At 72.4% G+C, this 25228-nt stretch carries 19 protein-coding genes and 2 pseudogenes; 16 read left to right on the top strand and 5 right to left on the bottom strand.

Annotated elements, in window-relative coordinates; translation table 11 throughout:
* Nucleotides 1–283: 283 nt before the first annotated feature.
* Nucleotides 284–1219 (bottom strand): GlxA family transcriptional regulator, encoded by a 936-nt coding sequence (locus RPX00_RS43870; RefSeq protein ID WP_406634787.1) that lies wholly within the window; start codon nucleotides 1217–1219, stop codon nucleotides 284–286.
* A gap of 70 nt (nucleotides 1220–1289) precedes the next feature.
* On the opposite strand from RPX00_RS43870, the gene RPX00_RS43865 reads away from it, so the two are divergent.
* Complete coding sequence (locus RPX00_RS43865) at nucleotides 1290–2117, top strand: alpha/beta fold hydrolase (protein WP_406634785.1); 828 nt, start codon at nucleotides 1290–1292, stop codon at nucleotides 2115–2117.
* A gap of 9 nt (nucleotides 2118–2126) precedes the next feature.
* Here RPX00_RS43865 and RPX00_RS43860 read toward each other — a convergent pair.
* From RPX00_RS43860 to RPX00_RS43850, 3 genes and pseudogenes are all read right to left on the bottom strand, one after another.
* Nucleotides 2127–4690 (bottom strand): annotated as a pseudogene (locus RPX00_RS43860) (transglutaminaseTgpA domain-containing protein).
* Between the two features lie 67 nt (nucleotides 4691–4757).
* Complete coding sequence (locus RPX00_RS43855; protein ID WP_406634783.1) at nucleotides 4758–6029, bottom strand: DUF58 domain-containing protein; 1272 nt, start codon at nucleotides 6027–6029, stop codon at nucleotides 4758–4760.
* A 33-nt stretch (nucleotides 6030–6062) separates the two neighbouring features.
* On the bottom strand, nucleotides 6063–7127 hold the full coding sequence (locus tag RPX00_RS43850; protein ID WP_378299266.1) for an AAA family ATPase: 1065 nt from the start codon (nucleotides 7125–7127) through the stop codon (nucleotides 6063–6065).
* Nucleotides 7128–7390: 263 nt separating this feature from the next.
* Between RPX00_RS43850 and RPX00_RS43845 the strand changes: the two genes are divergently transcribed.
* From RPX00_RS43845 to rsmH, 6 genes are all read left to right on the top strand, one after another.
* Entirely contained in the window at nucleotides 7391–7756 is a 366-nt protein-coding gene (locus tag RPX00_RS43845; protein ID WP_406634781.1) for a hypothetical protein, read from the top strand.
* Entirely contained in the window at nucleotides 7749–8294 is a 546-nt protein-coding gene (locus RPX00_RS43840) for a DUF3558 domain-containing protein (RefSeq protein WP_406634779.1), read from the top strand. The genes RPX00_RS43845 and RPX00_RS43840 overlap by 8 nt, the downstream gene beginning before the upstream one ends.
* Nucleotides 8295–8316: 22 nt before the next feature.
* The gene (locus RPX00_RS43835; RefSeq protein ID WP_406634777.1) at nucleotides 8317–8898 is read left to right on the top strand and encodes a PE-PGRS family protein; all 582 of its coding nucleotides are present in this window, start codon (nucleotides 8317–8319) and stop codon (nucleotides 8896–8898) included.
* Nucleotides 8895–9593, top strand: a complete 699-nt coding sequence (locus RPX00_RS43830) for an ESX secretion-associated protein EspG (RefSeq protein ID WP_406634775.1) — start codon at nucleotides 8895–8897, stop codon at nucleotides 9591–9593. Before RPX00_RS43835 ends, RPX00_RS43830 begins: the two co-directional genes overlap by 4 nt.
* 568 nt (nucleotides 9594–10161) lie before the next feature.
* A complete protein-coding gene (mraZ, locus tag RPX00_RS43825; protein ID WP_009080393.1) occupies nucleotides 10162–10593 on the top strand; it encodes a division/cell wall cluster transcriptional repressor MraZ in 432 nt (143 codons plus the stop codon).
* Nucleotides 10594–10786: 193 nt separating this feature from the next.
* Nucleotides 10787–11743 carry a 16S rRNA (cytosine(1402)-N(4))-methyltransferase RsmH gene (gene rsmH / locus RPX00_RS43820; RefSeq protein ID WP_406634773.1) on the top strand — a complete coding sequence of 319 codons (957 nt, stop codon included), beginning with the start codon at nucleotides 10787–10789 and terminating at the stop codon, nucleotides 11741–11743.
* On the opposite strand, the gene RPX00_RS43815 is transcribed toward rsmH, so the two are convergent.
* On the bottom strand, nucleotides 11640–12347 hold the full coding sequence (locus RPX00_RS43815) for a hypothetical protein (RefSeq protein WP_406634771.1): 708 nt from the start codon (nucleotides 12345–12347) through the stop codon (nucleotides 11640–11642). The two genes, rsmH and RPX00_RS43815, sit on opposite strands and share 104 nt — an antisense overlap.
* A 50-nt stretch (nucleotides 12348–12397) precedes the next feature.
* Between RPX00_RS43815 and RPX00_RS43810 the strand changes: the two genes are divergently transcribed.
* From RPX00_RS43810 to RPX00_RS43770, 9 genes and pseudogenes are all read left to right on the top strand, one after another.
* Nucleotides 12398–14314 carry a peptidoglycan D,D-transpeptidase FtsI family protein gene (locus RPX00_RS43810; RefSeq protein WP_406634769.1) on the top strand — a complete coding sequence of 639 codons (1917 nt, stop codon included), beginning with the start codon at nucleotides 12398–12400 and terminating at the stop codon, nucleotides 14312–14314.
* A gap of 419 nt (nucleotides 14315–14733) precedes the next feature.
* A complete protein-coding gene (locus RPX00_RS43805; protein WP_406643291.1) occupies nucleotides 14734–16293 on the top strand; it encodes a UDP-N-acetylmuramoyl-L-alanyl-D-glutamate--2,6-diaminopimelate ligase in 1560 nt (519 codons plus the stop codon).
* Nucleotides 16290–17795: a UDP-N-acetylmuramoyl-tripeptide--D-alanyl-D-alanine ligase gene (gene murF, locus RPX00_RS43800; protein WP_406634767.1), complete on the top strand. Its 1506-nt coding sequence runs from the start codon at nucleotides 16290–16292 to the stop codon at nucleotides 17793–17795. Before RPX00_RS43805 ends, murF begins: the two co-directional genes overlap by 4 nt.
* Entirely contained in the window at nucleotides 17792–18874 is a 1083-nt protein-coding gene (gene mraY / locus RPX00_RS43795) for a phospho-N-acetylmuramoyl-pentapeptide-transferase (RefSeq protein WP_406634765.1), read from the top strand. Before murF ends, mraY begins: the two co-directional genes overlap by 4 nt.
* A gap of 57 nt (nucleotides 18875–18931) precedes the next feature.
* Nucleotides 18932–20339, top strand: a pseudogene (gene murD / locus RPX00_RS43790) (UDP-N-acetylmuramoyl-L-alanine--D-glutamate ligase).
* On the top strand, nucleotides 20326–21762 hold the full coding sequence (gene ftsW, locus RPX00_RS43785; RefSeq protein WP_406634763.1) for a putative lipid II flippase FtsW: 1437 nt from the start codon (nucleotides 20326–20328) through the stop codon (nucleotides 21760–21762). Before murD ends, ftsW begins: the two are co-directional and overlap by 14 nt.
* Nucleotides 21759–22883 (top strand): undecaprenyldiphospho-muramoylpentapeptide beta-N-acetylglucosaminyltransferase, encoded by a 1125-nt coding sequence (gene murG, locus RPX00_RS43780; protein WP_406634761.1) that lies wholly within the window; start codon nucleotides 21759–21761, stop codon nucleotides 22881–22883. Before ftsW ends, murG begins: the two co-directional genes overlap by 4 nt.
* On the top strand, nucleotides 22876–24294 hold the full coding sequence (murC, locus tag RPX00_RS43775) for a UDP-N-acetylmuramate--L-alanine ligase (RefSeq protein WP_406634759.1): 1419 nt from the start codon (nucleotides 22876–22878) through the stop codon (nucleotides 24292–24294). The genes murG and murC overlap by 8 nt, the downstream gene beginning before the upstream one ends.
* Entirely contained in the window at nucleotides 24291–25154 is an 864-nt protein-coding gene (locus RPX00_RS43770; RefSeq protein ID WP_406634757.1) for a cell division protein FtsQ/DivIB, read from the top strand. Before murC ends, RPX00_RS43770 begins: the two co-directional genes overlap by 4 nt.
* The last annotated feature ends 74 nt before the right edge of the window (nucleotides 25155–25228 follow it).

The raw sequence follows: 25228 nt of genomic DNA, 5'->3' as shown, positions 1-25228 counted from the left end.
ACGACTGCGCCGGTCCGGTGGTCGAAACGCTCGCGGATCAACGCGTTCGGCTGCGGTGGCGGGGCTAGTGGCGCGTGGTTCGCCGCATCGAGCCGGGCAAGCTGGTCGCGGTGCCAGGCAAAGGCGTTCGGTCCGCTGCACCGAGGGTGAGCTGGAGTTGGGCCGCAAACAGGGACCTGCCTGCGAGCGGTGGCCGCACTCGTTGGCGGATCCGGACGCCTCATCGTGCCGTCGCGTTCCTCTCGGCAAGCCAGGCCGCGGAGAGCCGGAACACGGGCCTCGGCTAACCGGTTTCGCCGAAGATCCGCCGGTAGTTGCCGGGTGTGGTGCCGAGGTGTGCCCGGAAATGGCGGCGCAGGTTGACCGCCGACGCGAGTCCGACCCGGCCCGCGATGGCGTCCACCGGGAGGGCGGTCTGTTCCAGCAGAGCCCGTGCTGCGTTGAGGCGCTGGCTGAGCAGCCACTGTCCGGGGCTGGTGCCGAGCTGTTCGGCGAACCGCCGGGCTAGCGTTCGGCTCGACAATCCGGCGCGTCCGGCGAGCCGGGCGACGGTCAGCGGGGTGCCGAGCTGGGTGGTGGCCCACTCCAGCAACGGTGCCAGGGACTCGTCTGCCTTGGCGGGGGTGGGCTGGCTGCCGTCCCGGCGCGGCGGCAGCACCATGTTGCGGGCGATCTGGGCGGCGTAGGCCGCGCCGTGGTCCGAGCGCACGAGGTGCAGCAGCAGGTCGATGCCCGCACCGGTTCCCGCGCTGGTCGCGACGTCGCCGTGGTCCACGTAGAGCACGTCCTGGTCCACCTGCACGTCAGGAAAAGCCGCGGCGAGCTGGGCGGTTTGGCGCCAGTGGGTGGTGGCGCGACGGCCGTCGAGCAGCCCGGCCCGGGCGAGGACGAACGCCCCGGTGCAGATGGCGACGATGCGCGCCCCTCGCTGGTGGGCGGCCTGCAGCGCCTCGAGGACGGTCGGCGGCACCGGCGCGCTGGGCGGTTGCCAGCCGGGGACGATCACGGTGTCCGCCTCCCGCAAAGCTTCGAGGCCCGCGTCGACGAGCATCGCGTAGCCGGCGGTGGTCTGCAGCGGACCGGGGTGTTCGGCGCAGATCCGGAGGCTGTATCGGGTGGGGACGTCCTGCCAGACCGTTCCGAAGACCTCGGTGACGCAGGCGAGTTCGAAAGGCGATTGAGGCGGGTTGAGCAGGGCTGCCACCCGATGGCGGGTCATGGCAGGAATATACCCAAGGATGTCTTTATCGACTCTCGGCGCTGAGCCGGGCCGCGGACACCATGGCCGGATGAGGGAAACCACGGAAACAGGCGTGTCGCGGACCGCGGTCGAGGTCGACGGCGAAGCGGCCAGCTATTTGACCGCGGGGCAGGACGGCCCGGTGGTGTTGCTGCTGCACGGGACGTATTGGAGCCGCGTGTGGCTTCCGGTGCTGGGCTGCCTGGCCGAGGCGGGACTGCGGCCCGTCGCGGTCGACCTTCCCGGGCTGGGGCGCTCGGGCGGCGAACTCACCCGGGAAACAGCCACGGTCCCGGCTCTCGCGGACTGGGTGGTGCGCTTCGCGTCCGCGCTGGGGGTCTCCGGGCCGGTCGCGGTGGCGGGCCACGACATCGGCGGCGCCATCGCGCAGCATCTGCTCGCTCGCGAACTGCTGGAAGTTCGGCGGCTGGCCCTGGTCAACTCGGTCGCCTACGACTCTTGGCCGGCTCCGCACGTGGCGCGGTTCCGGGACGCGGCGACCACCGCCGACGCCCTGATCGCCGCTCGACGGCGAGCCGTGGCGTCCGCGCTGGCCGGTGCTGCCACCGAACAGCTGATCGCCGACTACCTGGACCCGTGGCTCGATGCCCGGGTCCGCCGCTCCTGGCTCGCCATGGCGGGCGCGGCCGACAGCCGCTACACCCTCGACCTCATTCCCGCGCTGCGCCGGTCCACGACGCCCAAGCTGCTGATCTGGGGCGAGGACGACAGTTTCGAGAAGGTCGAGTACGCCGAGAAATTCGCCTCGGAGATCCCGAGGACCACGCTCGTGCGCATCCCGGGCGCGGACCACATCCCGACGGAAAGCGCTCCCGGCCGGATCGCCCGCGCTCTGATCGACTTCTTCACGGCGTGAACGCTGAGATCACCGCCGTCGGCGCAGGATCGACCTCGGGAACAACCGGCCGCGAAGCGAAAGCGGCGCGGTGCGGCGCAGGCTGTCCCGCAGTTGCCCGAACGCGGGCTCCAGCGTCGGGTCCGGGGTGGTTTCGTCGCTGTACCAACTGCGTTCCACCGCGCCGAGCACAGTCCGCAACGCTTCCCGGCCCGAGTCGTCAAGGCGGTGGCGTTCGGCGATCTTCCCGCCTGCCACCCGGACCGTGTCGCTGTCGGAGATCGGCAGGTCCCGGTCGGCGCACTCGGCTTTCAGCTCGCGCCAGGCCGCGTCGGCGGCGCCGGGGAGTGCGTCGCGATCGTCTGGAGGTGGCGGCGGCGCATCAGGTCCCGGATCGCGGCCGGGCCGCCGATGGCCGCGAGCACCAAGACGACGACTGCTGCGAACCACCACGACAGCGTTCCGGCCAGCAAACCGAGCGCGGCTACCAGCAGGGCGGCTCCGGTGAGGGGCAGCCACAGCGCGGCGAGGCGCAGCGGGGTCGGGGCGGTGACCGGGTTCCGGACCAGGACATCGCCGTCGGGAGCGGATCCAGGCGGCACGCCGGAAGGCGGCAGGTCCGCGGCTGGCGGCGGGCGGCGGCGCAGGAAGTACGACGTCGCGACCGCGGCGGCGCCGAGGACGGCCAGCGCCAGGGCCAGCCAGGTCAGCCAGCTGTCGTCGGGCGTCGTGTCCGCGGGAGCGGCGGGCGCGGCCTGGTCGTGGTTCTTGTCGGGCGACGCACCAGTCGACGGGGTGGCGGAGCGCGGAGCCGTCGGGAGGTCGTCGGTGGCGTTGGGCTGCTTCGGGTTCTGGGTGTTCTGCTGCAGGTACGGCGGGACGATGCCGCGTCCGTCGGCGAGCGGGGTCGGGTCGAAGCTGACCCAGCCCTTGTCCCCGAAGTACGCCTCGACCCACGCGTGCGCGTCCTGCGAGCTGATCGACTGGTAGTCGCCCTTCGAGACGCCCGGCGTGAAGCCGATCGCGACCCGCGCCGGGATGTGTGCGACCCGCAGCATCACCGCCATCGCCGACGCGTATTGCTCGCAGTAGCCCCGTTTTCCCTTGAGGATGAAGTCGGCGAGCGCGTCGGCGTCGGTGGCGTCGGCGGTCTTCGTGTCGTACACGAAACCGTTCTGCGCGCTGAAGTACTGCCACAGCGCGGTGGCCCGGTCGAAGTTGTTCGTCTTGCCCGCGGTGAGCTGTTCGGTGAGCGCCGCGACCCGCTTGTCGACCTGGCCGATCCGCGTGTAGAACGCGGGCACCTCGTCGGATTTCGGCGCGGCTTCCCGCAATTCCGCGGCGGTCGGCTCCTTCAGCGACGCGGTTTCCACATACGGCGGCGCGGGTTCGCTGGTCGTGGTGAACACCGAACCGCTGACCCGGTCGTACAGCCACTGCGGCGGCACGCCCCGGAGCGCGCGCGGGGCGCCGTAGACCGGCAGCCAGTTGTCGACCCAGCGCGTCGGCTGGATCTGGATCTGCCGCGACACGCCGGTGCCGTCGTCGCCGGGCGCGGCGGGCAGCGTGCTGTTCGCGAGCACTCCGGTCTGCGCCTGTCCGCCGGCGCGCAGGCCCCAGCCCTTGTTCGGCGTGTAGGTGTCGAGGGTGAACGCGCGCATCAGCCGCCGGTCCGGGCCGAGGCCGCGGACCTGGAACAGTTCGGTGTTCTGGCCCTGGTCGAGCAGCCCGCGCAGCTGCGTGAACGGCGCGATGCCGAACCCGCCGGTCCCGTCGCCGTCGCCGCCCGGACCCGAGCCGAACGGGATCTTGCCGACCGTTCCGACGAGGGTGATCCCGCCGCCCAGCAGGCCGAGCACGATCGCCGAGCTGACCACGGCGACCGGTGCTTGCGCGAGCCGCAGCATGCCGTCGGACCCGGGAGCGTCGCGGTTGCGCCAGCGGCGGTGCCGGTGGTTGCCGTCGAGGGCGAGCAGGCACGCGAAGGCGCCCGCGCCGAGCACGAACGTCCACCACGGCATCAGTTCGTCCGACAGCGCCGCCGGCACCGCGTACACGCAGAGCAGCACGAGCCCGGTCGCCGCCGGTGCCGCGGCGGCGACGGCGAGCGTGTCGACCAGCACCGCGACCAGGCCGACCGCGATCGTGACCAGGCACAGGATCGGCTGCGTGCTGTCGACCGGCGGAAGGCCGATCCGGATCTGATCGGCCGCCGCGGTGAGCGTGGCCTGCAGCTCGCCGAAAGCAGTGGGGCCAGGGAAAATCGTGAGCACGCCCTGGGTCGTGAACGCCCCGGTGATCAGGAACAGCAGCACGAACAGCTGCCCGAAGCCGGCGACGACGGTCGGCGCGCGCAGCGACCGCAGCGCCAGCCCGGTGCCCGCGACCAGCACGACGGCCACGACGAGGTACCCGAACCAGGCCCATCCGGAGACGACGCTGGTCAGCGAGGTGGCCGCGCACAAGGTCGCGAGCCCGGCGGCGACCGGCGGCAGCACGCTGCTCCGCCACGCGGGCGGGGGTTCGGTCGGCTGCGGCGTGGGCGTGTGCGGGATCGGCGGCGCGCCGGACGGGCGGGGAGCGGTGGTGGTCATCGGTTCCCCTTGCGTGCTCGTGCGCGGCAATCCCGGTGAGAACCGCGCACGACGGTGGCCAGCGGGCTCATCGCGTACCGCCGATCACGGTCGACCGGTGGGTGCCCGCGCGGCACAGCAGCCCCCACACCTCGGGCATCGGCGTCTGCGGACCGGCCACCACGACACCCCAGCCCGCCCCGCGCAGCAGGTCCGCCGACTCCTCGGTCGCCGCGGCCAGGTGGTCTGGCGAGGCCGAACCCGCCCAGCTCGGCGTGTCCAGGAGGACGGCGAGGCTGCGGACCCCGCGCGCCCGGTAGCGCGTCAGTTCGTGCACCGATTCCGCGCTCACCGTGCCCAGGATCGCGATCAGTTCCTGTCCGTCGGCCGGGTCGTGGCCGAGCGTGACGTCTCGCTGGTGCGCCGGCTGCAGCGCGGCGAGCGCGTCGAGCACCAGGTTGTCGTAGCCCTCGCCGCCGTCCGCGGGAGAGTCGGCGAGCGAGACGCCGTGCTCGGTCACCAGCCGGACCCGGTGTCCGGTCCGCCGCAGGTGCAGCGCCACCGAAGCGGCGAACGACACCGCCCACTCCAGGCTGGCCCCCGGGCCGCTGCCGTGGTGCGCGGCCGCGCGGTGGTCCAGCAATACTGTCGTGCCGCCGCGCCACGGGCGTTCCTCGATGCGGACCATGATCTCGTCGCGGCGCGCGGTCGAACGCCAGTGGACCTTCCGCATGTCGTCGCCGGTGCGGTAGTGCCGCACGATCACGTCCGGTTCGCCCTGCCCGGAATGCAGCCGGACGCTTCCGTCGTCGCCCGCTCCGGCCCCGGCGCCGCCGGGCAGCCCCCACAGCGACACCACGCGCGGCACGACGACCAGGCGCGAATGGCCGATCAGCTCGCGTTCGAACTCGCACAGCCCGAACGGGTCGGTGATCGTCGCGCGCAGCGGGCCGACCTGCTGGATCCCGCGCATGCCCGGCCGCAGCGGATACCGCAGCAGCACGCGCCGGTCGTGCGGCAGGCGCTCGACCACGAAGCGCGGCCGGGTGCCCAGCGCGTACGGCACGCCGTCCTCCAGCAGCACCTCGCCGCCGGGCAGCCGTCCGCTCCGCCACAGCTCCAGGTCGACCTCGCCGGTCGAGCCGGCCGCGACCCGGTCCGGGCGCAGCGTCCTGGCCGCGCCGAGGCGCAGCCGGGTCGCCGAGATGTAGGCGGCGACCAGCAGCGGCAGGGCGACCACGAACACCGCGACCCGCAGCAGATCGCGTTCGTTGAGCACCAGCGAGCACACCGCGGCCGCGATCCCGGCGGCGAGGAGGCAACGGCCTCGGGTGGTGAGGCCGGACAGCGCGCGCAGCATGCGGATTCCCTGTTTCGGGTAGCGGGACGCGCCTCAGCGGGCCGAGCCCTGGGGGACGGGAACGCGGTGCAGCACCGCGCGGACCACGTCGGTCGCCGAACGGCGGGCGGCGTGCGCCTCGGTGGTGAGCACCAGCCGGTGCGCCAGCACGGGCACCGCGACCGTGTGCAGGTCGTCGGGCACCACGTAGTCGCGCCCGGACAGCGCGGCCTGCGCCCGCGCGGCCCGGACCAGGTGCAGCGTCGCGCGCGGGGACGCGCCGAGCCGGATCTCCGGCACCTGCCGGGTCGCCGACACGACGTCGACGGCGTACCGGCGGACCTCCGGCGCGATGTGCACGCCGCGGACGGTCTCGATCAGCCGCAGCATCGTCTCGCCGTCGGACACCGGGGTCAGGTCCGCGAGCGGGTTGTGCCCGGAGTGCTCGTCGACCATGGCCAGTTCGGCCTGCTGGTCGGGGTAGCCGATGGACACCCGCGCGGTGAACCGGTCGCGCTGGGCCTCGGGCAGCGCGTAGGTGCCCTCCATCTCGATCGGGTTCTGCGTCGCGATGACCATGAACGGCGCGCCCAGCCGGTAGGTGCTGGTGTCGACCGTGACCTGGTGCTCTTCCATGCACTCCAGCAGCGCGGACTGCGTCTTCGGCGAGGCCCGGTTGATCTCGTCGCCCACCACGATGTTCGCGAACACCGGGCCGGGCCGGAACTCGAACTCGCCGGTCTGCCGGTTGTAGATGGACACGCCGGTGACGTCGCTGGGCAGCAGGTCGGGCGTGAACTGGACGCGGCTGACGGTGCAGTCGATCGAGCGCGCGAGCGCCTTCGCGAGCGAGGTCTTGCCGACGCCCGGCACGTCCTCGACGAGCAGGTGACCCTCGGCCAGGAGGGTCACCAGCGCGATCCGGATGACGTCCGGTTTGCCGACGAGGACGCGTTCGACGTTCGCGGCGATCCGGCGGGCGGTGTCGTGCAGTTCGCCGAGCCCGGCCGCCGGGACCTGCGCCAGCCCGTCCGCGGACTCGACCGCCGGGTACGGCGGCTGTCCGGACCCGTTGCCGTGCGGTCCGGCTGGGGTGGCGGACTGGATTCTCGACGTCACTCGACCTCCTGGCGGTGCATAGCTGGACGGGAACCGGCGGGGATGCGCGCCTGTCCAGCGTTCTCCCCAGTGTGTCAAACCCGGGAGAACTGGGCGGCGGAACCCCGAGATCGTTTCATGGTGACGCCCAGCCACCTCGGCACTCCTTCTTACGGGTGATTATGAGGCATTTTCAGGTGATCCCGCTGACCGTATGCACTGTCGTATGCTCCGAAACGAAGTCGCCCGACCACGGTTCGACGTCGGAAGAGGTGCACCCGCGCATGAGCGAGGCCGAGGCGGAACGGAAAGCCGGGGTCCCGGGACTGTCCGGCGGCCGGTTCGCGGTCACGCCCGAGCTGGCGTCCGCGACGTACGCGAAGCTCGGCGAACTGCAGGACGTCGTCGGCGAGATGGTCCGCGAGGCCGCCGTGCTCGGCCGGTCGGTGCCGCTGGGCGGCGGGTACGCCGGCGAGGTCGGCGCGTTCATGGCGAAATACGGCCTCGGCCGCGACGGTTCGGCGGTCGACAGCCTCACCGCGTTCGGGAAGGAAATCGCCGGGCTGAAGAAACGCATCGGCGGTGCCTTGGAGAAATACCGCGACCAGGACAGCGAAGCCGCCGAAGGTGTGGACTGCACCGGTGGCTGACCGTTTCGCGGCGCGCGCCGCGCTCCTGTGCATCGCCGGGCTGGCGGCGGTCTCGCTGGCCTCGTGCGGCCGGATGCCCGGCATCTCGCACGCCGCGCCCGCGGACGGAGCGCCCACTCCCGCGTCGCCGCCGTCCTCGTCCGCACCCTCACTAGCCAAGCTCGACCCGTGCACGCTGCTCTCGCCGCAGGACCGGTCGTCGGCTGGGCTCACCGTGCAGGGGAAGGCGAAGACGATCGGCGAGGCGCGCGCCTGCGACTGGTCGGTGCCCTCGACCTTCGGCCTCACCATCACCCTCGACGAAACCAACGGCCTGGCCAACCTCGACGTCTCCGACGGCAAGCGCACCAAGAAAGAGGTCGGCTCGCACCAGGCGCTGCAAGTCTCCGGCCGTCGCGGCACCTGCGCGGTGCTGCTGGACGTCGGCGGCGGGCAGAGCGTGCAGGTCGACGTCACCAACGCGAACTTCGCCGACTCCGCGCTCGCCTGCTCGCGGGCGTCGGACGTGGCCGGCCTGCTCGAGCCGAAGCTGCCGTGAACCCCGTGCGAGGAGGAAAGTCGTGACCGACACCCCGGCCGCGTCCCCGGTCCCCGAGCCGACGGCCCGGTACGAAGCGTTCAGCCACGCGGCGCTCGCCGCGCAGGCGGTCGACGGCAACGACCCGGCCGCGGCCGGCGAATCGGGCACGCGGTGGGCCGGTCTGTCGCAACGGCTCGAGGACTCGATCGGCGGGCTGGTCGCGTTGTCCGCGGGCAGCGAGGAAACCTGGCAGGGCGACGCCGGCGACGCGATGCGGAAGGCGCTCGGCAAAGCTTCGGGCTGGCTGGCCGAGACCTCGGTGGTGTCGGCGAAGGTCGGGGAAGCCGTGCAGGGACAGGCCGAAGTCGCCGCGCGGGCCCGGGCGGACATGCCCGCGCCCGTCGAGTTCGACCCGGCGGCGATGATCCGTTCCGCCGCGGCGAGCGGCAACGTGCTGCAGCTGGCCGGGCTGTCGTCCGCGATGGACGAGCGCCGCGCCGAGGCCGAGGCCGCCCGGCAGAAGGCGATCGACGTCCTGCGCACCCGGGACGCGGCGTTGCGCGGGCTTCTGCCCGAAGGCGAGTTCCCCGCGGTCCCGCCGCTCGGCACGGGGCCGGCTTGATCAGCCTTTCGGCGTCCGCGTTCGACATCGTCTGGGCCGACCTCGGCCTCGACGCCCCGCCCGCGCCGCTGGCGGTGCGCAGCGTGGGGGAGACCGTCGCCGACCGGTCCGCGATCCGCGAGGAGGTCTACCGGAACCTCGGCGAACGCGGCCTCTTTGACGGCCGCCTCGACGCCGCTTTGGAACACAGCCTGCGCGTGCTGGCGAACGCGGACCGGTACGTGGAATGCGAGGCGCTCGCGGACATGACCGCCGACGAACCGTTCCGCGCGGTCGCCGCGCTCCGCGGCCGCAACGCGGTGCTTGCGGTGCAGCCGGCGCGGACGATCGGCCTGCGCGACATCGGGGAGAGCGAACTGGCCTCGGCGATCGTCGACGTGCTGCCCGAACTCTCGGCGGGCCCGGGCTACGGCGTCCGGCTGCCCGCGGCGGGGGAGCCGCCCGGCGGCGCGCAGGGCGAGGAACTGCGCGCGATCCAGGCGCGGCCGGTGTACGCGGCGGGCCAGTTCACCGTCCACGTCCGCGACCGGGCGGGCAAGCTGGCCCGGGCCGGCGGGCTGACGTGGTTCGACACGGACGCCGGGGCCTATTCGACGGTGTGCTCGCCGGGGCGCGGCGGGCAGGAGTGGGTGACGGTGTCCCCAGTGGACAGTCCCCGGCTGGCGGAGCGGGTCATGGAGCTGGTGCCGCGCTGACCCGGCGGGTCTGAAGTGGACGGTCGCGGGCCGCGCCCGTCCTCGCTCCAAGTCCGTGAGGGTTCCCCTCACGGACGGCTCCCCACCCAGCCCCACGACGAGGGGCGGGCGGTCGTGCCAGGCTCCCCACCGAGCCCCACCCGGCAGGTCGCGGCCCGTTCCCCGCGTCGCTCCACCAGGTTCGGCCGACCAGCTCCACAACGCCCCCCACCAGGCTCCACCGCGGCTCCCCACCCCGCTCCACCCGTGTCCCCACCAAGCCCCACCGGTTCCCCCACCAACCCCCACTCCTGGTCCCCACGCTGCCGAAACGCGGACGTTTCAGGCCTTCCGAGGTTGCGAGAGACCCCGTCGCGGGGGATCTTCGCCACGGTCCCCCCACCCGCCCCCCACCTGGACCCACCTCCGTGACCTGCGCAAACGCACCACTCGACGGAGTGGCACGCCCGCGGGACTCGTTGACTGTGGTGAAAAGTGGGGTACGGTGGTGGCCAGTGGGGCGGAAGGGAGCCCCCGACGCCGGAACCGAGCGGGGAGCCACCCGGATCCGGCAGGGGAGGTGGAGGCCGTGTTCCTCGGCACCCACACCCCCAAGCTGGACGACAAAGGGCGGCTCACGCTGCCCGCGAAGTTCCGCGAGGCCTTGGCAGGCGGGCTGATGGTCACCAAGGGGCAGGACCACTGTCTCTTCGTCTTCCCCCGTGCCGAGTTCGAGCAGATGGCCAGGAAGGTCGCCGAAGCCCCGTTCACGAACGAGGCGGTGCGGGCCTACCAGCGCTACCTGTTCGCCGGGACCGACGAGCAGCGTCCGGACGGGCAAGGGCGCGTAGCCATCGCGCCGGAGCTTCGCCGGTACGCGGGGCTGAACAAGGAGTGCGTGGTGATCGGGGCGATCACCCGGCTCGAAATCTGGGATGCCCAGGCGTGGCAGGGCTACCTGGACGAACACGAGGACAGCTACGCACAGGCTCGGGAGGAAGTACTGCCGGGCGTCTTCTAGGAGACGCCCCGGGCGCACCTGCGTCGTCGGGGGACGCGGGTACGCCGTTCGACGCGGATGCCGTGAGGCCTCTGTCCGCTCTTTGACCCTGGCGCACCTTCCCCGGTGCCAGGTCAGCAAGCGGGCGGGCAGGGACCTGACGGCATCCGCCGCATCTTCCCCGGAAAACACGCGGCAGGAAGGGGGAGAAGTCATGACGGACGCAGCCGAGCACGTTCCGGTGCTGCTGGACCGCATCGTCGAGCTGTTCGCCCCCGCGCTGGCCGATCGCGACGCCGTGCTGGTCGACGCGACCGTCGGCCTCGGCGGCCACTCGGACGCCCTGCTCGCCGCCTTCCCCCGGCTCCGGCTGATCGGTCTCGACCGCGATCCGGCCGCGCTTGAGCGCTCTGCGGAGCGGCTCGCGCGGCACGGCGACCGGGTCGATCTCGTGCACACTGTCTACGACGGACTTCCCGAGGCGGTGGCCGGACTCGGACTGTCCCAAGTGGACGGCATCCTGTTCGACCTCGGCGTCTCGTCGATGCAGCTCGACCGCACCGAACGCGGATTCGCCTACTCGCAGGACGCGCCGCTGGACATGCGGATGGACCCGACCACCGGGTTCACCGCCGCCGACGTGCTCAACACCTACGCGCCCGGCGAGCTGATCCGGATCCTGCGCGACTACGGCGAGGAACGCTTCGCGCAGCGGATCGTGCGCGCCGTGGTGGCGGAACGGGAGAAGGAACCGTTCACCCGCAGCGGCAGGCTGGTGGAACTGCTCTACTCGGCGGTTCCGGCGGCGAGCAGGCGCACCGGCGGGCATCCGGCGAAGCGCACCTTCCAGGCGCTGCGGATCGAGGTCAACGGCGAGCTGGAAGTGCTGCGCCGGGCGATGCCCGCGGCGCTGGGCGCGCTGGCGATGGACGGCCGGATCGTCGTCGAGTCCTACCAGTCGCTGGAGGACCGGCTGGTGAAGCAGGCGCTGGCGGAACTGGCGAAATCCCGGACGCCGGAAGGGCTTCCGGTCGAACTTCCCGGGCACGGGCCGGAATTGAAGCTCCTCACCAGGGGAGCGGAGAAAGCCGGCGAGAGCGAGATCGAGCACAACCCGCGGGCCGCCTCGGTGCGGCTGCGCGCAGCACAACGGATCGGAGAGCCGCGATGACCGCACCTACGAAGTCCCGCCGCTCGTCGTCGACCGCTGCGGAGCGGGCACCGCGGAACGCCGCCACCGAGACGGAGGCGCCCGCGCGGCGGCGCACTACGGCAGCCGAACGCGCGTACGCGCGGCGGGCGCAGCGGGCCGACCTGTTGCGCCAGCGCGCGCCGAAGAGGCCCGCTCCCGAACCGGAAACCGTCGAAGCGAAGACCACGCGCACGCGGCTGAAGCTGCGCTGGCCGCGGTCGCGCGCGTCGTTCGTGCTCGTGATGATGGGGCTGCTCGCGGTCGGGGTCGCGGCGACGCTGTGGTTCACCACGCAGGCGATCGCCGACTCGTACCGGCTCGAAAAGCTGCGCACGGACAGCGCTTCGCTGATGGAGACGAAGGACCGGCTGGAGCGCGAAGTCGCGAAGGCACAGTCCCCGGCGTCGCTCGCGCCCGCCGCGAAGCAGCTGGGCATGGTGCCCGGCGGCGACCCGGCGCGCATCGTCGTCGGCAAGGACGGCAAGACGACCGTGGTCGGCGAACCGAAGAAGGCTGAGGCACCGCAGGAGGACGCGGCCGCGCCGCCGACGACGCCCGCCGCTCCGCCGGCGGAGGGCGGCATCGAAGGCGACCTGCCGGGCACCACCCCGGGCCTCGCCGGGGAGGGCAGTAATGGCGGCAGGCGGCAGCAGCCGTTCCCGGGCGGCGGGCAGCGCGCGGCGGACCTACGCCGCGGGCACCCGCCGCGCGGTCGCGAAACGGGGCAACGGCGGGCAGCGCAGCCGGTTTTCCGCGGTACGCATCATGCTCGTGGTGCTGATGGTCGTGGCGGGCGCGAAACTGGTGCAGGTGCAGTGGTTCGAGGCGCCCGCGCTGTCCGCGGCGGCCGAACGGCAGCGCACGCTCACCATCGACATCCCCGCGCAGCGCGGGTCCATTGTGGACCGCAACGGGGCGAAACTGGCGTTCAGCGTGGAAACCCGCACGCTGTCGGTGAATCTCCGGGCGCTGCACAAGACGATGGACGAGTACGCGAAGAAGTACCCGGACAAGGGCCGCACCTTCGAAACCGAGGTGACCGGCGCGGCGAAGCTGATCGCGCAGAAGCTCCCGCACCTCACCACCGAGGCCGAACAGCTGGCGCTGCTGCACAAACAGCAGTCCTTCACCTACCTCGTCGACAACGTCGAGCCGTCGGTGGCCGACCAGATCGTCAAGAAGTACGCGTGGATCAGCGTGGAAAAGCGCGCCAAGCGCGAGTACCCGGGCGACACGCTCGCGTCGAACATCGTCGGCATGGCGAACTGGCGGATGGACGACCCCGACGTGTCGAAGCACAACCTGCACGGCGTGATCGGGCTGGAGAAATCGCGCGACGCGGACCTGGCCGGCACGCCCGGCCGCGAGATCGTGAACACCCAGAACGGCAACGACAATCTGTACCTGCCGGGCACCGAGCACGTGCTCACCGCCGCCGTCCCCGGGTCCGATCTCCAGCTGACCATAGATTCCGACCTGCAGTTCGAACTGCAGCGCCAGCTCAGCGACTACGTCGCGAAGGCCGGGGCCAAGGGCGGCCAGGCGGTCATCATGGACGCGAAGACCTCCGAGGTGTACGCGCTGGCCGACGCGAGCACGTTCAACCCGAACGACCCGTCCACGATCAAGGACGACCTGCTCAACAACCGGCCGATCACCACGCCGTACGAACCCGGTTCGGTGAACAAGGTCGTCACCGCGACCGCGGCGATCGACGACAAGATCGCCACGCCCACCTCGACGCTGCAGGTGCCGGGCTCGATCAAGGTCGCCGACCGGACGGTGCACGACGCGTGGGTGCACGGCACGCAGACGTTCACCACCACCGGCGTTTTCGCGAAATCCTCCAACGTCGGCACGCTGGAACTGGCCCAGCAGGTCGGCCCGGACCGGTATCTGGAGCTGCTGAAGAAGTTCGGCATCGGGCAGAAGACCGGCATCGGCCTTCCCGGCGAAAGCTCCGGGTACGTGCCGCCGCGCAAGGACTGGTCGGCGTCCACGTTCGGCAACCTGCCGATCGGGCAGGGTCTTTCGATGACCGTGGTGCAGATGGCCGGGATGTACCAGGCGATCGCGAACGACGGGGTGCGCGTCGAGCCGCGGATCGTGAAGGGGAAGAAGAACCCGGACGGCACCGTCACGCCGGAAGCGCCGCCGAAGACCGAGCGCGTGGTGAGCCCGGAGACCGCGAAAACGGTGCGGGACATGCTGCGCGCGGTGGTGCAGAACGCGAAGAGCCCGAACGCGGGCACCGCGCCGTCGGCCGGGCTGGAGGGCTACCAGATCTCCGGCAAGACCGGCACCGGCCAGCAGATCGACCCGCGCACCAAGGCGTACAGCTCGAGCCTGGCGAACATCACCTTCGCCGGCATCCTGCCCGCCGACCACCCGCGCTTCGTCGTCGGCATCCGGCTGGACGCGCCGGACAGCACGCCCGCCGGGCATTCCGCGGGCCCGCTGTTCCACTCGATCGCGTCGTACCTGTCGCAGCGGTACCAGATTCCGCTGTCCGACGGGCCGTCGCCGGTGGTTCCGCTCGTCCTCGGCTGACCAGACGTCCGTGAAGGGCCCCTTGAGGGAATCAGATTCCCGCAAGGGGCCCTTCACGTACTTCCGCGGGACGGAGAGGCTCGCGCGAGGCTGGGGCTGGCAAGACCCCAATGTGGCATTGGGTGCGTGGGACGCACCGAACGCCACATTGGGTGCGCTCAACGCAACCAACGCCACATTGGGTGCGCGGGACGCACCCGATGCCACATTGGGGCGGGGCCGGGCGATCGTCCACACGGGCCGGTGCCGCGCGAGGGAAAGGGTTGCGCCGCAACGATCTTGACCGCTCCGCTTACCACACGCGCCGCGGGGGCGCGCGTTCGCCGTACCGCGTTGGGTCACCCGGATCCGGCCTCGGTAACCTCTCCGGCGTGTCCGTGTCCTCGTCCCAGCCCCGAAGCGGGCCCGCTGCCGCGTCGCTGCCGGACAGCCCGGCCAAGGCAGCCGCCGCGCCGCCCCGGCCGGCCCGGATCGACCCGGTCCCGCTGGCCACTCTGCTCGCCCGTGCGGGAGCCCGGCTGATCGCCGACCGTCCCGAGGCCGCCGACCTCACCGTCACCGGCACCACGCTGCGTGCGCAGCACGTGCTTCCCGGTGACCTGTTCGCCGGCCTCCCCGGAGCCCGCGCGCACGGCGCCGACTTCAGCGACCAGGCGCTCGCCGCCGGCGCCGCGGCCGTCCTGACCGACCCGAGCGGAGCCGACCGGCCCGCGCTGCGCGACGCGCCGGTGCCGGTCCTCGTGCATCCGGACCCGCGCGCCGCGCTCGGCGAGATCGCCGCGTGGATCTACGGCGAGCCGTCGCTGCACCTGTCCGTGCTCGGCGTCACCGGCACCTCCGGCAAGACCACCACCTCGTATCTGGTCGACGCGGGCCTGCGGGCGGCCGGGCGCACCACCGGGCTGATCGGCACGGTGGAGACCCGGATCGCCGGCGAGCGGCTCGCCAGCGGGTTCACCACGCCGGAGGCCCCGGACCTGCAGGCGCTGCTCGCGGTGATGCTGGAACGCGGCGTCACGCACGTGCCGATGGAGGTGTCCAGCCACGCGCTGTCGCTCGGCCGGGTCAACGGCACCCGGTTCGCGGTGGGCGCGTTCACCAACCTGTCGCAGGACCACCTCGACTTCCACAAGGACATGGAGGAGTACTTCGCCGCCAAGTCCCTGCTGTTCGACGGCCGCTCGACCACCGAGGTCGTCGTGGTCGACAGCGCGTGGGGGCAGGCGCTGCTCACGCCGCAGACGGTGACCGTGTCGATCGAGGCCGGCGCCGACGCGCTGTGGCGGGCCGCCGACATCGAGGCCACCCCGGCCGGCGAGCAGACCTTCACGCTGCTCGGGCCGGACGGGATCAGCCGCGCGGCGAAGATCCCGCTGCCGGGCACGTTCAACGTCGCCAACGCGGTGCTCGCGGCGGCGATCCTGGACAGCGCGGGCATCGACGCCGACGACATCGTCGCCGGGCTCGCCGCGGTGGAGGTGCCCGGCCGGATGGAGCGGGTGTACCTCGGCCAGGAGTTCACCGCGGTGGTCGACTACGCGCACAAACCGGCCGCGGTGGCACAGGGCCTCGACGCACTGCGCGCCCGCACCGACGGCCGGATCATCACCGTGCTCGGCTGCGGCGGCGACCGCGACACCGCGAAGCGCCCGATGATGGGCGAGGCGGCGGTGCGCCGCAGCGATCTCCTGATCGTCACCGACGACAACCCGCGTTCGGAGGACCCGGCCGCGATCCGCGCCGCGATGCTGGCCGGGGCCCGTGCCGTCGGGCCCGCGGCGGGCGGCGAGGTGCTGGAGATCGGCGACCGGCGCGAGGCGATCGCGCACGCGGTGTCGCTCGCCGGGCCGGGCGACATCGTCCTGATCGCAGGCAAGGGCCACGAGACCGGCCAGGAGTCCCAGGGTGTGGTGCACCCGTTCTCCGACCGGGACGAACTGGAGGCCGCCATCCGCAAGCGTCTCGAGGTGACCGCGTGATCGAGCTGAGCCTTGCCGAGATCGCCGACGTCGTCGGCGGCCGGTTGCACCGCACCGACGGAACCGCTGTCGTGACCGGCAGCGTCGAGTTCGACACCCGCCAGCTGGGTCCGGGCGGGCTGTTCGTCGCCCTGCCCGGCGAACGCGTAGACGGGCACGATTTCGCCGCGAAGGCGGCCGAGGCCGGCGCGGTCGGCGTGCTCGCCGCGCGCGAGGTCGACGCGCCCGCGATCGTCGTGCCGCCGCTGCCGCCGGGGCAGGGCAACGCCGGGTCGGTCGCGCTGACCGGCGACACCGACGGGTCCGGCGCCGCCGTGCTGGCCGCGCTGGCCAAGCTGGCCCGGCACGTCGTCGACCGGCTGGCGGCGGGCGGGCTGACCGTCATCGGCGTCACCGGCTCGTCCGGCAAGACCTCCACCAAGGACGTCATCGCGCAGCTGATCGAGCCGATGGGCCCAACGGTCGCGCCGCCCGGGTCGTTCAACAGCGAGCTGGGCCATCCGTGGACCGCGCTGCGCGCCGACGCCTCGACCAAGTTCCTCGTGCTGGAGATGTCCGCGCGCGGGGTCGGGCACATCGCCGCGGCGGCCGAGACCACGCCGCCGCGGATCGGCGCGGTGCTCAACGTCGGCAGCGCGCACGTCGGCGAGTTCGGCTCCCGGGAGGGCATCGCGAAGGCCAAGGGCGAGCTGGTCGAGGCGCTGCCGGAAGACGGCCTGGCGGTGCTGAACCTCGACGATCCGCTGGTCGCGGCCATGGCGAGCCGCACGAAGGCCCGCGTCGTCGGCGTGGGGGAGTCGGCCGGGGCGCAGATCCGGGCCGAGGACATCACGGTCGACGCCGAGGCCCGCGCTTCCTTCCGGCTGATCACGCCCGAGGGCGAGGCCCCGGTGACGCTGCCGCTGCACGGCGAGCATCACGTCGGCAACGCGCTCTCAGCCGCCGCCATCGCGCGCGAGCTGGGCGCGACCGTCGAGGAGATCGCGCAGCGGCTGTCTTCGCTGCAACGGCGCTCAGAGCGCCGGATGGACGTCACCACCCGCGCGGACGGCGTCACGATCCTCAACGACTCGTACAACGCCAACCCGGAATCGGTCCGGGCCGGGCTGAAGGCGCTCGCCTCGATGAGCCGCTCCGGCAGGCGCGCGTGGGCGGTGCTCGGCGTGATGGGCGAGCTGGGCGAGGACTCGGTGACCGCGCACGACGCGATCGGCAGGCTGGTCGTGCGGCTCAACATCGAGAAACTCGTCGTGGTCGGCCAGGACGCGGCGGCCATGCACCAGGGCGCGCTCCAGGAGGGTTCCTGGGGCGAGGAGTCGGTGCTGGTACCCGATGTCGAGGCCGCCGTCGCCGTGCTGCATGATCAGCTCCGTCCTGGGGACGTGGTGCTGGTCAAGGCGTCCAAGGCCGCCGGTCTGTGGCGGGTGGCCGAGGCGCTGCTGGACGGCTCCGGGAACCCCTCTTCCTCGTCTTCCGAACGCTCGAACGGTGGTCACGCGTGATCAACATCATGATCGCGGCCGCGGCGGGTCTGCTGGTCTCGATCCTGCTCACGCCCTACCTCATCCGGGTTTTCTCGCGGCAGGGCTTCGGCCAGGAGATCCGCGAGGAGGGCCCGCAGGGGCACAAGTCGAAGCGCGGCACGCCGACCATGGGCGGCGTCGCGATCATCATCGCGATGGTCGTCGGCTATTTCGTCGCGCACCTGATCACGTGGATCGGCAACTCGCGCTCGGCGGCGCCCTCGGCGTCCGGCCTGCTCGTGCTGATGCTCGCGGTCGGGCTCGGCCTGGTCGGCTTCCTCGACGACTTCATCAAGATCCGCAAGCAGCGCAACCTCGGGCTGAACAAGACCGCGAAGCTGATCGGCCAGCTCGTGATCACGATCCTGTTCGCGGTGCTGTCGCTGCAGTTCGCCGATTCGCACGGGCTCACCCCGGCGTCGCAGAGCCTGTCCTACGTCCGCGACCTCGCGCTCATCACGTTCCCGTCGGTCGTGTTCGTGATCTTCTGCTACATCGTGATCTCCGGCTGGTCGAACGCGGTGAACTTCACCGACGGCCTCGACGGCCTCGCCGGCGGCGCGGCGGCGATGGTGCTCGCGACGTACGTGGTCATCTCGTTCTGGCAGGCCCGGCTTTCCTGCTCGACGCAGCCGCTCCCGGCCTGCTACGACGTGCGCGACCCGCTCGACCTCGCGGTCGTCGCGGCGGCGGCCACCGGGGCCTGCGTCGGGTTCCTGTGGTGGAACGCCGCACCGGCGAAGATCTTCATGGGCGACACCGGGTCGCTGGCCCTCGGCGGCCTGGTCGCCGGGCTGTCCATGACCACCCGCACCGAACTGCTCGCCATCGTCATCGGCGGCCTGTTCATGGTCGAGATGATCTCGGTGGTCACGCAGATCGCGGTCTTCCGCACGACGCGGCGGCGGCTGTTCCGGATGGCCCCCTTCCACCACCACTTCGAGCTGGCCGGGTGGGCGGAAACCACGGTGATCATCCGGTTCTGGCTGCTCTCGGCGATCTGCTGCATGTTCGGGCTCGGGCTGTTCTACAGCGAGCAGCTCAACTTCGGGGGCTAGGTGAAACCAGCGGCGCGAAGCGCCACCGTTGAGGGCGGTGGAGGGGAAGAAGGTCGGGTGGAGCTTGACGGCAAACACGTTCTGGTCGCGGGCGCGGGAGTCACCGGGAAGTCGGTGGTTCCCGTGCTGCGCGAGCTGGGCGCGCGGGTCACGGTCACCGACGGCAACGCCGACCGGCTCGCCGAACTGGACGGCCTGGACGCCGAACTGGTCCCGGGCCTGACCGAACCCCCGGCGGACGCCGTGCTCGTGGTGACCAGCCCTGGCTGGCGGCCGACGTCGCCGCTGCTGGTCGCGGCGGCCGAGGCGGGCGTCGAGGTGATCGGCGACGTCGAGCTGGCCTGGCGGATCGGGCAGCTGCGCGAGCATCCGCCGGCGTGGCTGGTGATCACCGGCACCAACGGCAAGACGACCACGGTCGGGATGCTGGAGTCGATCCTGCGCGCGGCCGGCGCGGACGCGGTGGCCTGCGGCAACGTCGGGTACCCGGTGCTGGACGCGGTCCGCGGCGGGCATCAGGTGCTGGCCGTGGAGCTGTCGAGCTTCCAGCTGCACTGGTCGTCCACGATCGCGCCGGACGCCTCGGTGGTGTTGAACCTGGCCGAGGACCACCTCGACTGGCACGGCTCGATGGAGGAGTACGCCGCGGCGAAGGGCCGCGCGCACCACCGTTCCCGCGCCGTCGTGCACAACGTCGACGATCCGTGGTCCACGCGGATCGCCGAGGAACACGCTCCGGAGGACGCGCGACGGATCGGCTTCGTGCTCGACACCCCGCGCGCCGGCGAACTGGGCCTGGTCGAAGACCTGCTGGTGGACCGCGCTTTCGGGGCCGACCCGGCGACGAGCGCGGAGGAGTTGGCGGAGATCGCCGACGTCCGCCCGGCCGGTCCGCACAACCTCGCGAACGCGCTCGCCGCGGCCGCACTGGCCCGGGCGCACGGCGTGGCGCCCGCGGCGGTGCGGAAGGGGCTGCGCGCGTACGAGCCCGCGCCGCACCGCGCGGTCGAGGTCGCCGAGACCGGCGGCGTCCGGTACGTCAACGACTCGAAAGCCACCAACCCGCACGCCGCGCTGGGCTCTGCTGCTCGCGCACGAAAGCGTGGTCTGGATCGCCGGCGGGCAGCTCAAGGGCGCGTCGGTGGACGAACTGGTCGCCGCGGTCGCCGGACGGCTGCGCGCCGCGGTGCTGCTGGGCGTCGATTCGCCCGTGATCGAGGCCGCTCTCGCGCGACACGCGCCGGATGTCCCGGTCAACCGCCTCCTTCCGGGTGACGATGAGCCCATGACTGCGGCGGTGAATGCGGCCAGCGCCCTGGCTCGTCCTGGTGACGTGGTGCTGCTGGCGCCCGCTGCCGCCTCGCTGGACATGTTCCGCGGCTACGGAGCGCGCGGCGACGCGTTCGAAGCCGCGGTGCGCGTCCTGGCCGACGGCGCGGCGGGGGCGGCGGATGACAGTCGTTGACGGAGACAAGCCCCGGCCGCGGCGCGTCCGCAAGGAAAGCCCGTTCGTCGCGCTCCGGACCGCGCTGACCGCCTGGCTTTCCCGGCCGCTGGCGTCGTTCCACCTGGTCCTCGCGCTGACCGGGATCCTCACCGTGATCGGCGCGGTGATGGTGCTGTCCGCGTCGTCGGTGGCCTCCTACAACCCGAAGACCGGCAGCGGCGTGTACGCGCTGTTCTTCCGGCACCTGATGTTCGTCGCGCTCGGCGGGATCGTGTTCTGGGTCGGCCTGCGGGTCCGGCTCGAACGGGTCCGCCGGATGTCGGCGACGCTGACCGTCATCTGCCTCGGCCTGCTGATGCTGGTGCTGACGCCGCTCGGCTCGACGGTGAACGGCTCGCAGGGCTGGTTCAAGCTCGGCGTGTTCACCTTCCAGCCGGTCGAGGCGGCGAAGGTGGCGCTGGCGTTCTGGGGCGCGCACATCCTGGTGATCAAGTACAACGTGCTGCACCAGTGGCGGCATCTGCTGGTCCCGGTGGTGCCGGTGGCGCTGCTGATGTTCGCGCTGGTGATGCTGCAGCCCGACCTCGGCGGCACGATCACCCTCGCGGTGGTGCTGCTCGGCCTGCTGTGGTTCGCCGGCGCGCCGAAACGGCTGTTCGGGGTGATCCTGGCCGGCGGCCTGAGCGGCGTGCTGGTGCTGGCGATCATCGCGCCCTACCGGCTCGCGCGGGTGATGTCGTTCCTGTCGCCGGACGCGGACACCTCGGCCGAGGGGTTCCAGGCGAACCAGGCCAAGCTGGCGCTCGCCGACGGCGGGCTGTTCGGCAAGGGGCTCGGGCAGGGCGCGTCGAACTGGGGCTACCTGCCGAACGTGCAGAACGACTTCATCTTCGCGCTGATCGGCGAGGAACTGGGCTTCGTGGGCTGTGCGGTGGTGCTGGCGCTGTTCGCCGGCGTCGCGGTGGTGGGCCTGCGGATCGCCACCCGCAACATCGACCCGTGGATCCGGATCGTCGCGGGCACGCTGACGGTGTTCCTCGTCGCGCAGGCGGCCATCAACATCGGCTACGTGGTGGGGCTGCTGCCGGTCACCGGCGTCACGCTGCCGCTGATCTCCTACGGCGGCACGTCGCTCGTGATCACCATGCTCATCATGGGCGTGCTGGCGAACGCCGCGCGGCACGAACCCGAGGCGGTGGCCGCGCTGCGCTCGCACGGGCCGGGTAAATTCGGACGCCTGCTGCGGCTGCCCGCACCCGATCCGTACCGCCCGCCGTCTCCCCGCAAGGGAACGCGCGGCGCGGGCAACGGGACCAGGGCGGCCCGGCCGGCGCCGCGTGCGGCTCGGCCCGCACCGGCACAGGAACGCCGCCGGTCGGCGCGGCGGACTACAGCGAACCGCGGTGCCCGGGGCACCGCGAACCGGAGAGGTCATTGGTGAGCAAGCCCGTCAAGGGAACCGAGCGGTCGGCAGCGGGCCGGGCGCCGGTCGTCGTGGTCGCAGGCGGGGGCACCGCCGGGCACATCGAACCCGCGCTCGCGCTGGCGGACGCCGTGAAGCGGCTGCGCCCGGACGCCGAGGTGATCGCCCTCGGCACGGAACGCGGACTGGAGAACAAGCTTGTGCCCGCGCGCGGGTACCCGCTGGAGCTGATCCCGCCGGTCCCGATGCCGCGCAAGCCGACGCCGGAGCTGCTGCGGCTGCCGCTGAAGGTGCGCGATTCGGTCCGCCGCACCCGCGAGGTGCTGGACCGGGTGCACGCGGACGTCGTGGTCGGCTTCGGCGGCTACGTCGCGCTGCCGGCGTACCTCGCCGCGCGCGGCCGCACGCCGATCGTGGTGCACGAGGCGAACAAATCGGCCGGGCTGGCGAACAAGGTCGGCGCCCGGTTCGCGTCCCGGGTCGCGGTCGCGGTGCCGGGCACGCCGCTGCCGAAGGCCGAGGTGGTCGGCATTCCGCTGCGCCGTTCGATCACGTCGCTGGACCGGGCCGCGCTGCGGGCGGAGGCGCGCGAGTTCTTCGATCTGGACCCGGACGCGCCGACCCTGCTGGTGTTCGGCGGTTCGCAGGGCGCGGCGTCGATCAACTCCGCGGTGTCCGGCGCGGCCAAGGACTTCGCCGAGGCCGGCGTCGGCGTGCTGCACGCGCACGGCCCGAAGAATTCCCTTGTGGTGCAAGAGTTTCCCGGCCGTCCGGCGTATGTTCCGGTGCCGTACCTGGAGCGGATGGACCTGGCCTACGCCGCGGCGGACGCGGTGGTGTGCCGGTCCGGCGCGATGACCGCGGCCGAGGTGTCCGCGGTCGGGCTGCCCGCGGTGTTCGTCCCGCTGCCGCACGGCAACGGCGAGCAGGCGGTGAACGCCCAGCCCGCGGTCGACGCCGGCGCGGCGCTGATGGTCGCCGACGCCGACCTCACCGCGCAGAAGGTCGCCGAGCTGGTGATCCCGCTGGTGACCGACGCCGACCGGGTCGCGCGGATGAGCGCGGCCGCGGTCGGGCTCGGCCATCGCGAGGCCGACGAGACCCTCGCCCGCATCGTTTTGGAGGCCGCCGGTGCCTGACACGCCCGAACTGCCCGAGCCGCTGCGCCGGGCGCACCTGATCGGGATCGGCGGGGCCGGGATGTCCGGCATCGCGCGGATCCTGCTCGCCCGCGGCGCGGCCGTGTCCGGGTCGGACGCCAAGGAATCGCGCGCGCTGCTTTCGCTGCGCGCGCAGGGCGCGACGCTGTTCGTCGGCCAGACCGCGGACAACCTCGGCGAGCTGGCCGAACCGCCGTCGGCCGTCGTGGTGTCGACCGCGATCAAGGACACCAACCCGGAACTCGCCGCGGCCCGCGAGCGCGGCATCCCGGTGCTGCATCGCGCGCAGGCGCTGGCCGGGCTGATGGCCGGGCACCGCGTCGCGTGCATCGCGGGAACGCACGGCAAGACGTCGACCACGTCGATGCTCACCGTGGCGCTGCAGAACTGCCGGATGGACCCGTCGTTCGCGATCGGCGGCGACCTCAACGAATCCGGGGCCAACGCGCACCACGGCGAGGGCGGCGTGTTCGTCGCGGAGGCCGACGAGAGCGACGGTTCCTTCCTCACCTACACGCCGTCGGTGGCGGTGGTGACGAACGTCGAGCCGGACCACCTCGACCACCACGGCACCGCCGAGGCGTACGTGAAGGTGTTCAGCGATTTCGTCGGGCAGATCGAGCCGGGCGGGCTGCTGATCGTGTGCGCCGATGACGAGGGCGCGGCCCGCCTGGGCGACGAAGCCGCCGCTGCTGGCGTGCGGGTGCGTCGCTACGGTCGCGCCGCTTCGGGCGAAGGCGACGTGCGCGTGCTCGACTACACGCCCGCGCCGGACGGCGGCGTCGTGCGGATCGCGCTGGACGGCGAAGAGCACGAAGTGCGGGTCGCGGTGCCGGGCGAGCACATGGCGCTCAACGCGGTCGCCGCGCTGCTCGCCGGGCTCGAACTGGGCGCGCCGCTGGACGGCATGGCCGCCGGGCTCGCCGCGTTCGGCGGGGTGCGCCGCCGGTTCGAGTTCAAGGGCCGCGCGGGCGACGTCCGGGTGTACGACGACTACGCGCACCACCCGACCGAGGTGGCCGCGCAGTTGCGCGCGGTGCGTACGGCGGCAGGCAGCGGACGCGTCGTCGTGGTGTTCCAGCCGCACCTGTTCTCGCGTACGCAGACCTTCGCCGCCGAGTTCGCCGAAGCGTTGTCGCTGGCCGACGAGGTCGTGGTGCTCGACGTGTTCGGCGCGCGCGAGGAGCCGGTGCCGGGCGTGACCGGCGCGCTGATCGCCGACCGGGTCACCGTGCCGGTGCACTACCAGCCCGCTTTCGACGTGGCCGCCGGCCTGGTCGCGGACCTCGTGCGGCCGGGCGACCTCGCGGTCACCATGGGCGCGGGAGACGTGACGCAGCTGGGCCCGGAGATCCTGGCCGAGCTGGACCGGAGGGCCGCGGGGGCATGACCGGGACCCGGCAGCGCCGTCGCTCGCCCGCGCCTCGCGCGGGCGAGGAGCAGCGTGCTGCCCTGGCCCGGGAACGACGGGGGCGGCGGACCGAGGAGGAACGCCAGCGCACCCGTGCCCGCACGTCGGCGCGTTCGGGCCGCTCGAAGCGGGCCGCCGCGCGCAAGTCCCGGCCCACTCGGGGCAAGGAGATCCGCCGCCGCTGGGTGGCGCTGCTGACCGTGGTCACCTTGGCGGCGCTGGGGTATCTGCTGTTCTTCAGCTCGCTGCTGTCGGTGAAGACGATCGAGGTGCAGGGCGCGAAAACGGTGTCGGCGGACCAGATCCGCGCGACCGCCCAGGTGCCGCCCGGGCAGCCGATGCTGCGCGCGGACGTCGACGGGATCCGCGACCGGGTGGCCCAGATGCCGGGCATCGCGACGGTCGACGTGTCGCGGTCGTGGCCGACGACGCTGGAGATCGCGGTGACCGAGCGGACCGCGATCGCGTTCTTCGACAGCGGCCCCGGCGGCGACGGCGTGCACCTGGTCGACGGGGGCGGCGTCGTGTTCAAGACGGTGAAGACCCGGCCGGCCGGGCTGCCGGAGCTGAAGCTGCCGAAGGTGTCGGAGGACGATCCGGTGACCCGCGCGGTCACCGCGGTGCTCGGCGTGCTGCCGGAGCAGTTGCTGAAGCAGACCAAGACGGTCACCGCTAAGACGCCGGCGAGTGTGGAGTTCACGCTCTCGACGGGCAAGACCGTGCGGTGGGGGAACGCGGAGAACACCGATCGCAAGGCGAAGGTGCTGGCCGCGCTGCTTACTCAGCAGGGGAAGATCTACGACGTTTCCGCGCCGGAGCTGCCGACCATCACCTCGTGAGTGTTTATCCCGGTTAGAACCGGGATCGCCACTCACGACGTTGTAGTGGCGAGCCTTTCTCGTATGCCGTACGC

Origin of the sequence: Amycolatopsis sp. WGS_07 (assembly GCF_045278895.1) — a bacterium.
Taxonomy (GTDB): domain Bacteria; phylum Actinomycetota; class Actinomycetes; order Mycobacteriales; family Pseudonocardiaceae; genus Amycolatopsis.
Note: the sequence above shows the minus strand (reverse complement) of the source record. Positions and strands in the feature narration are given on the sequence as shown.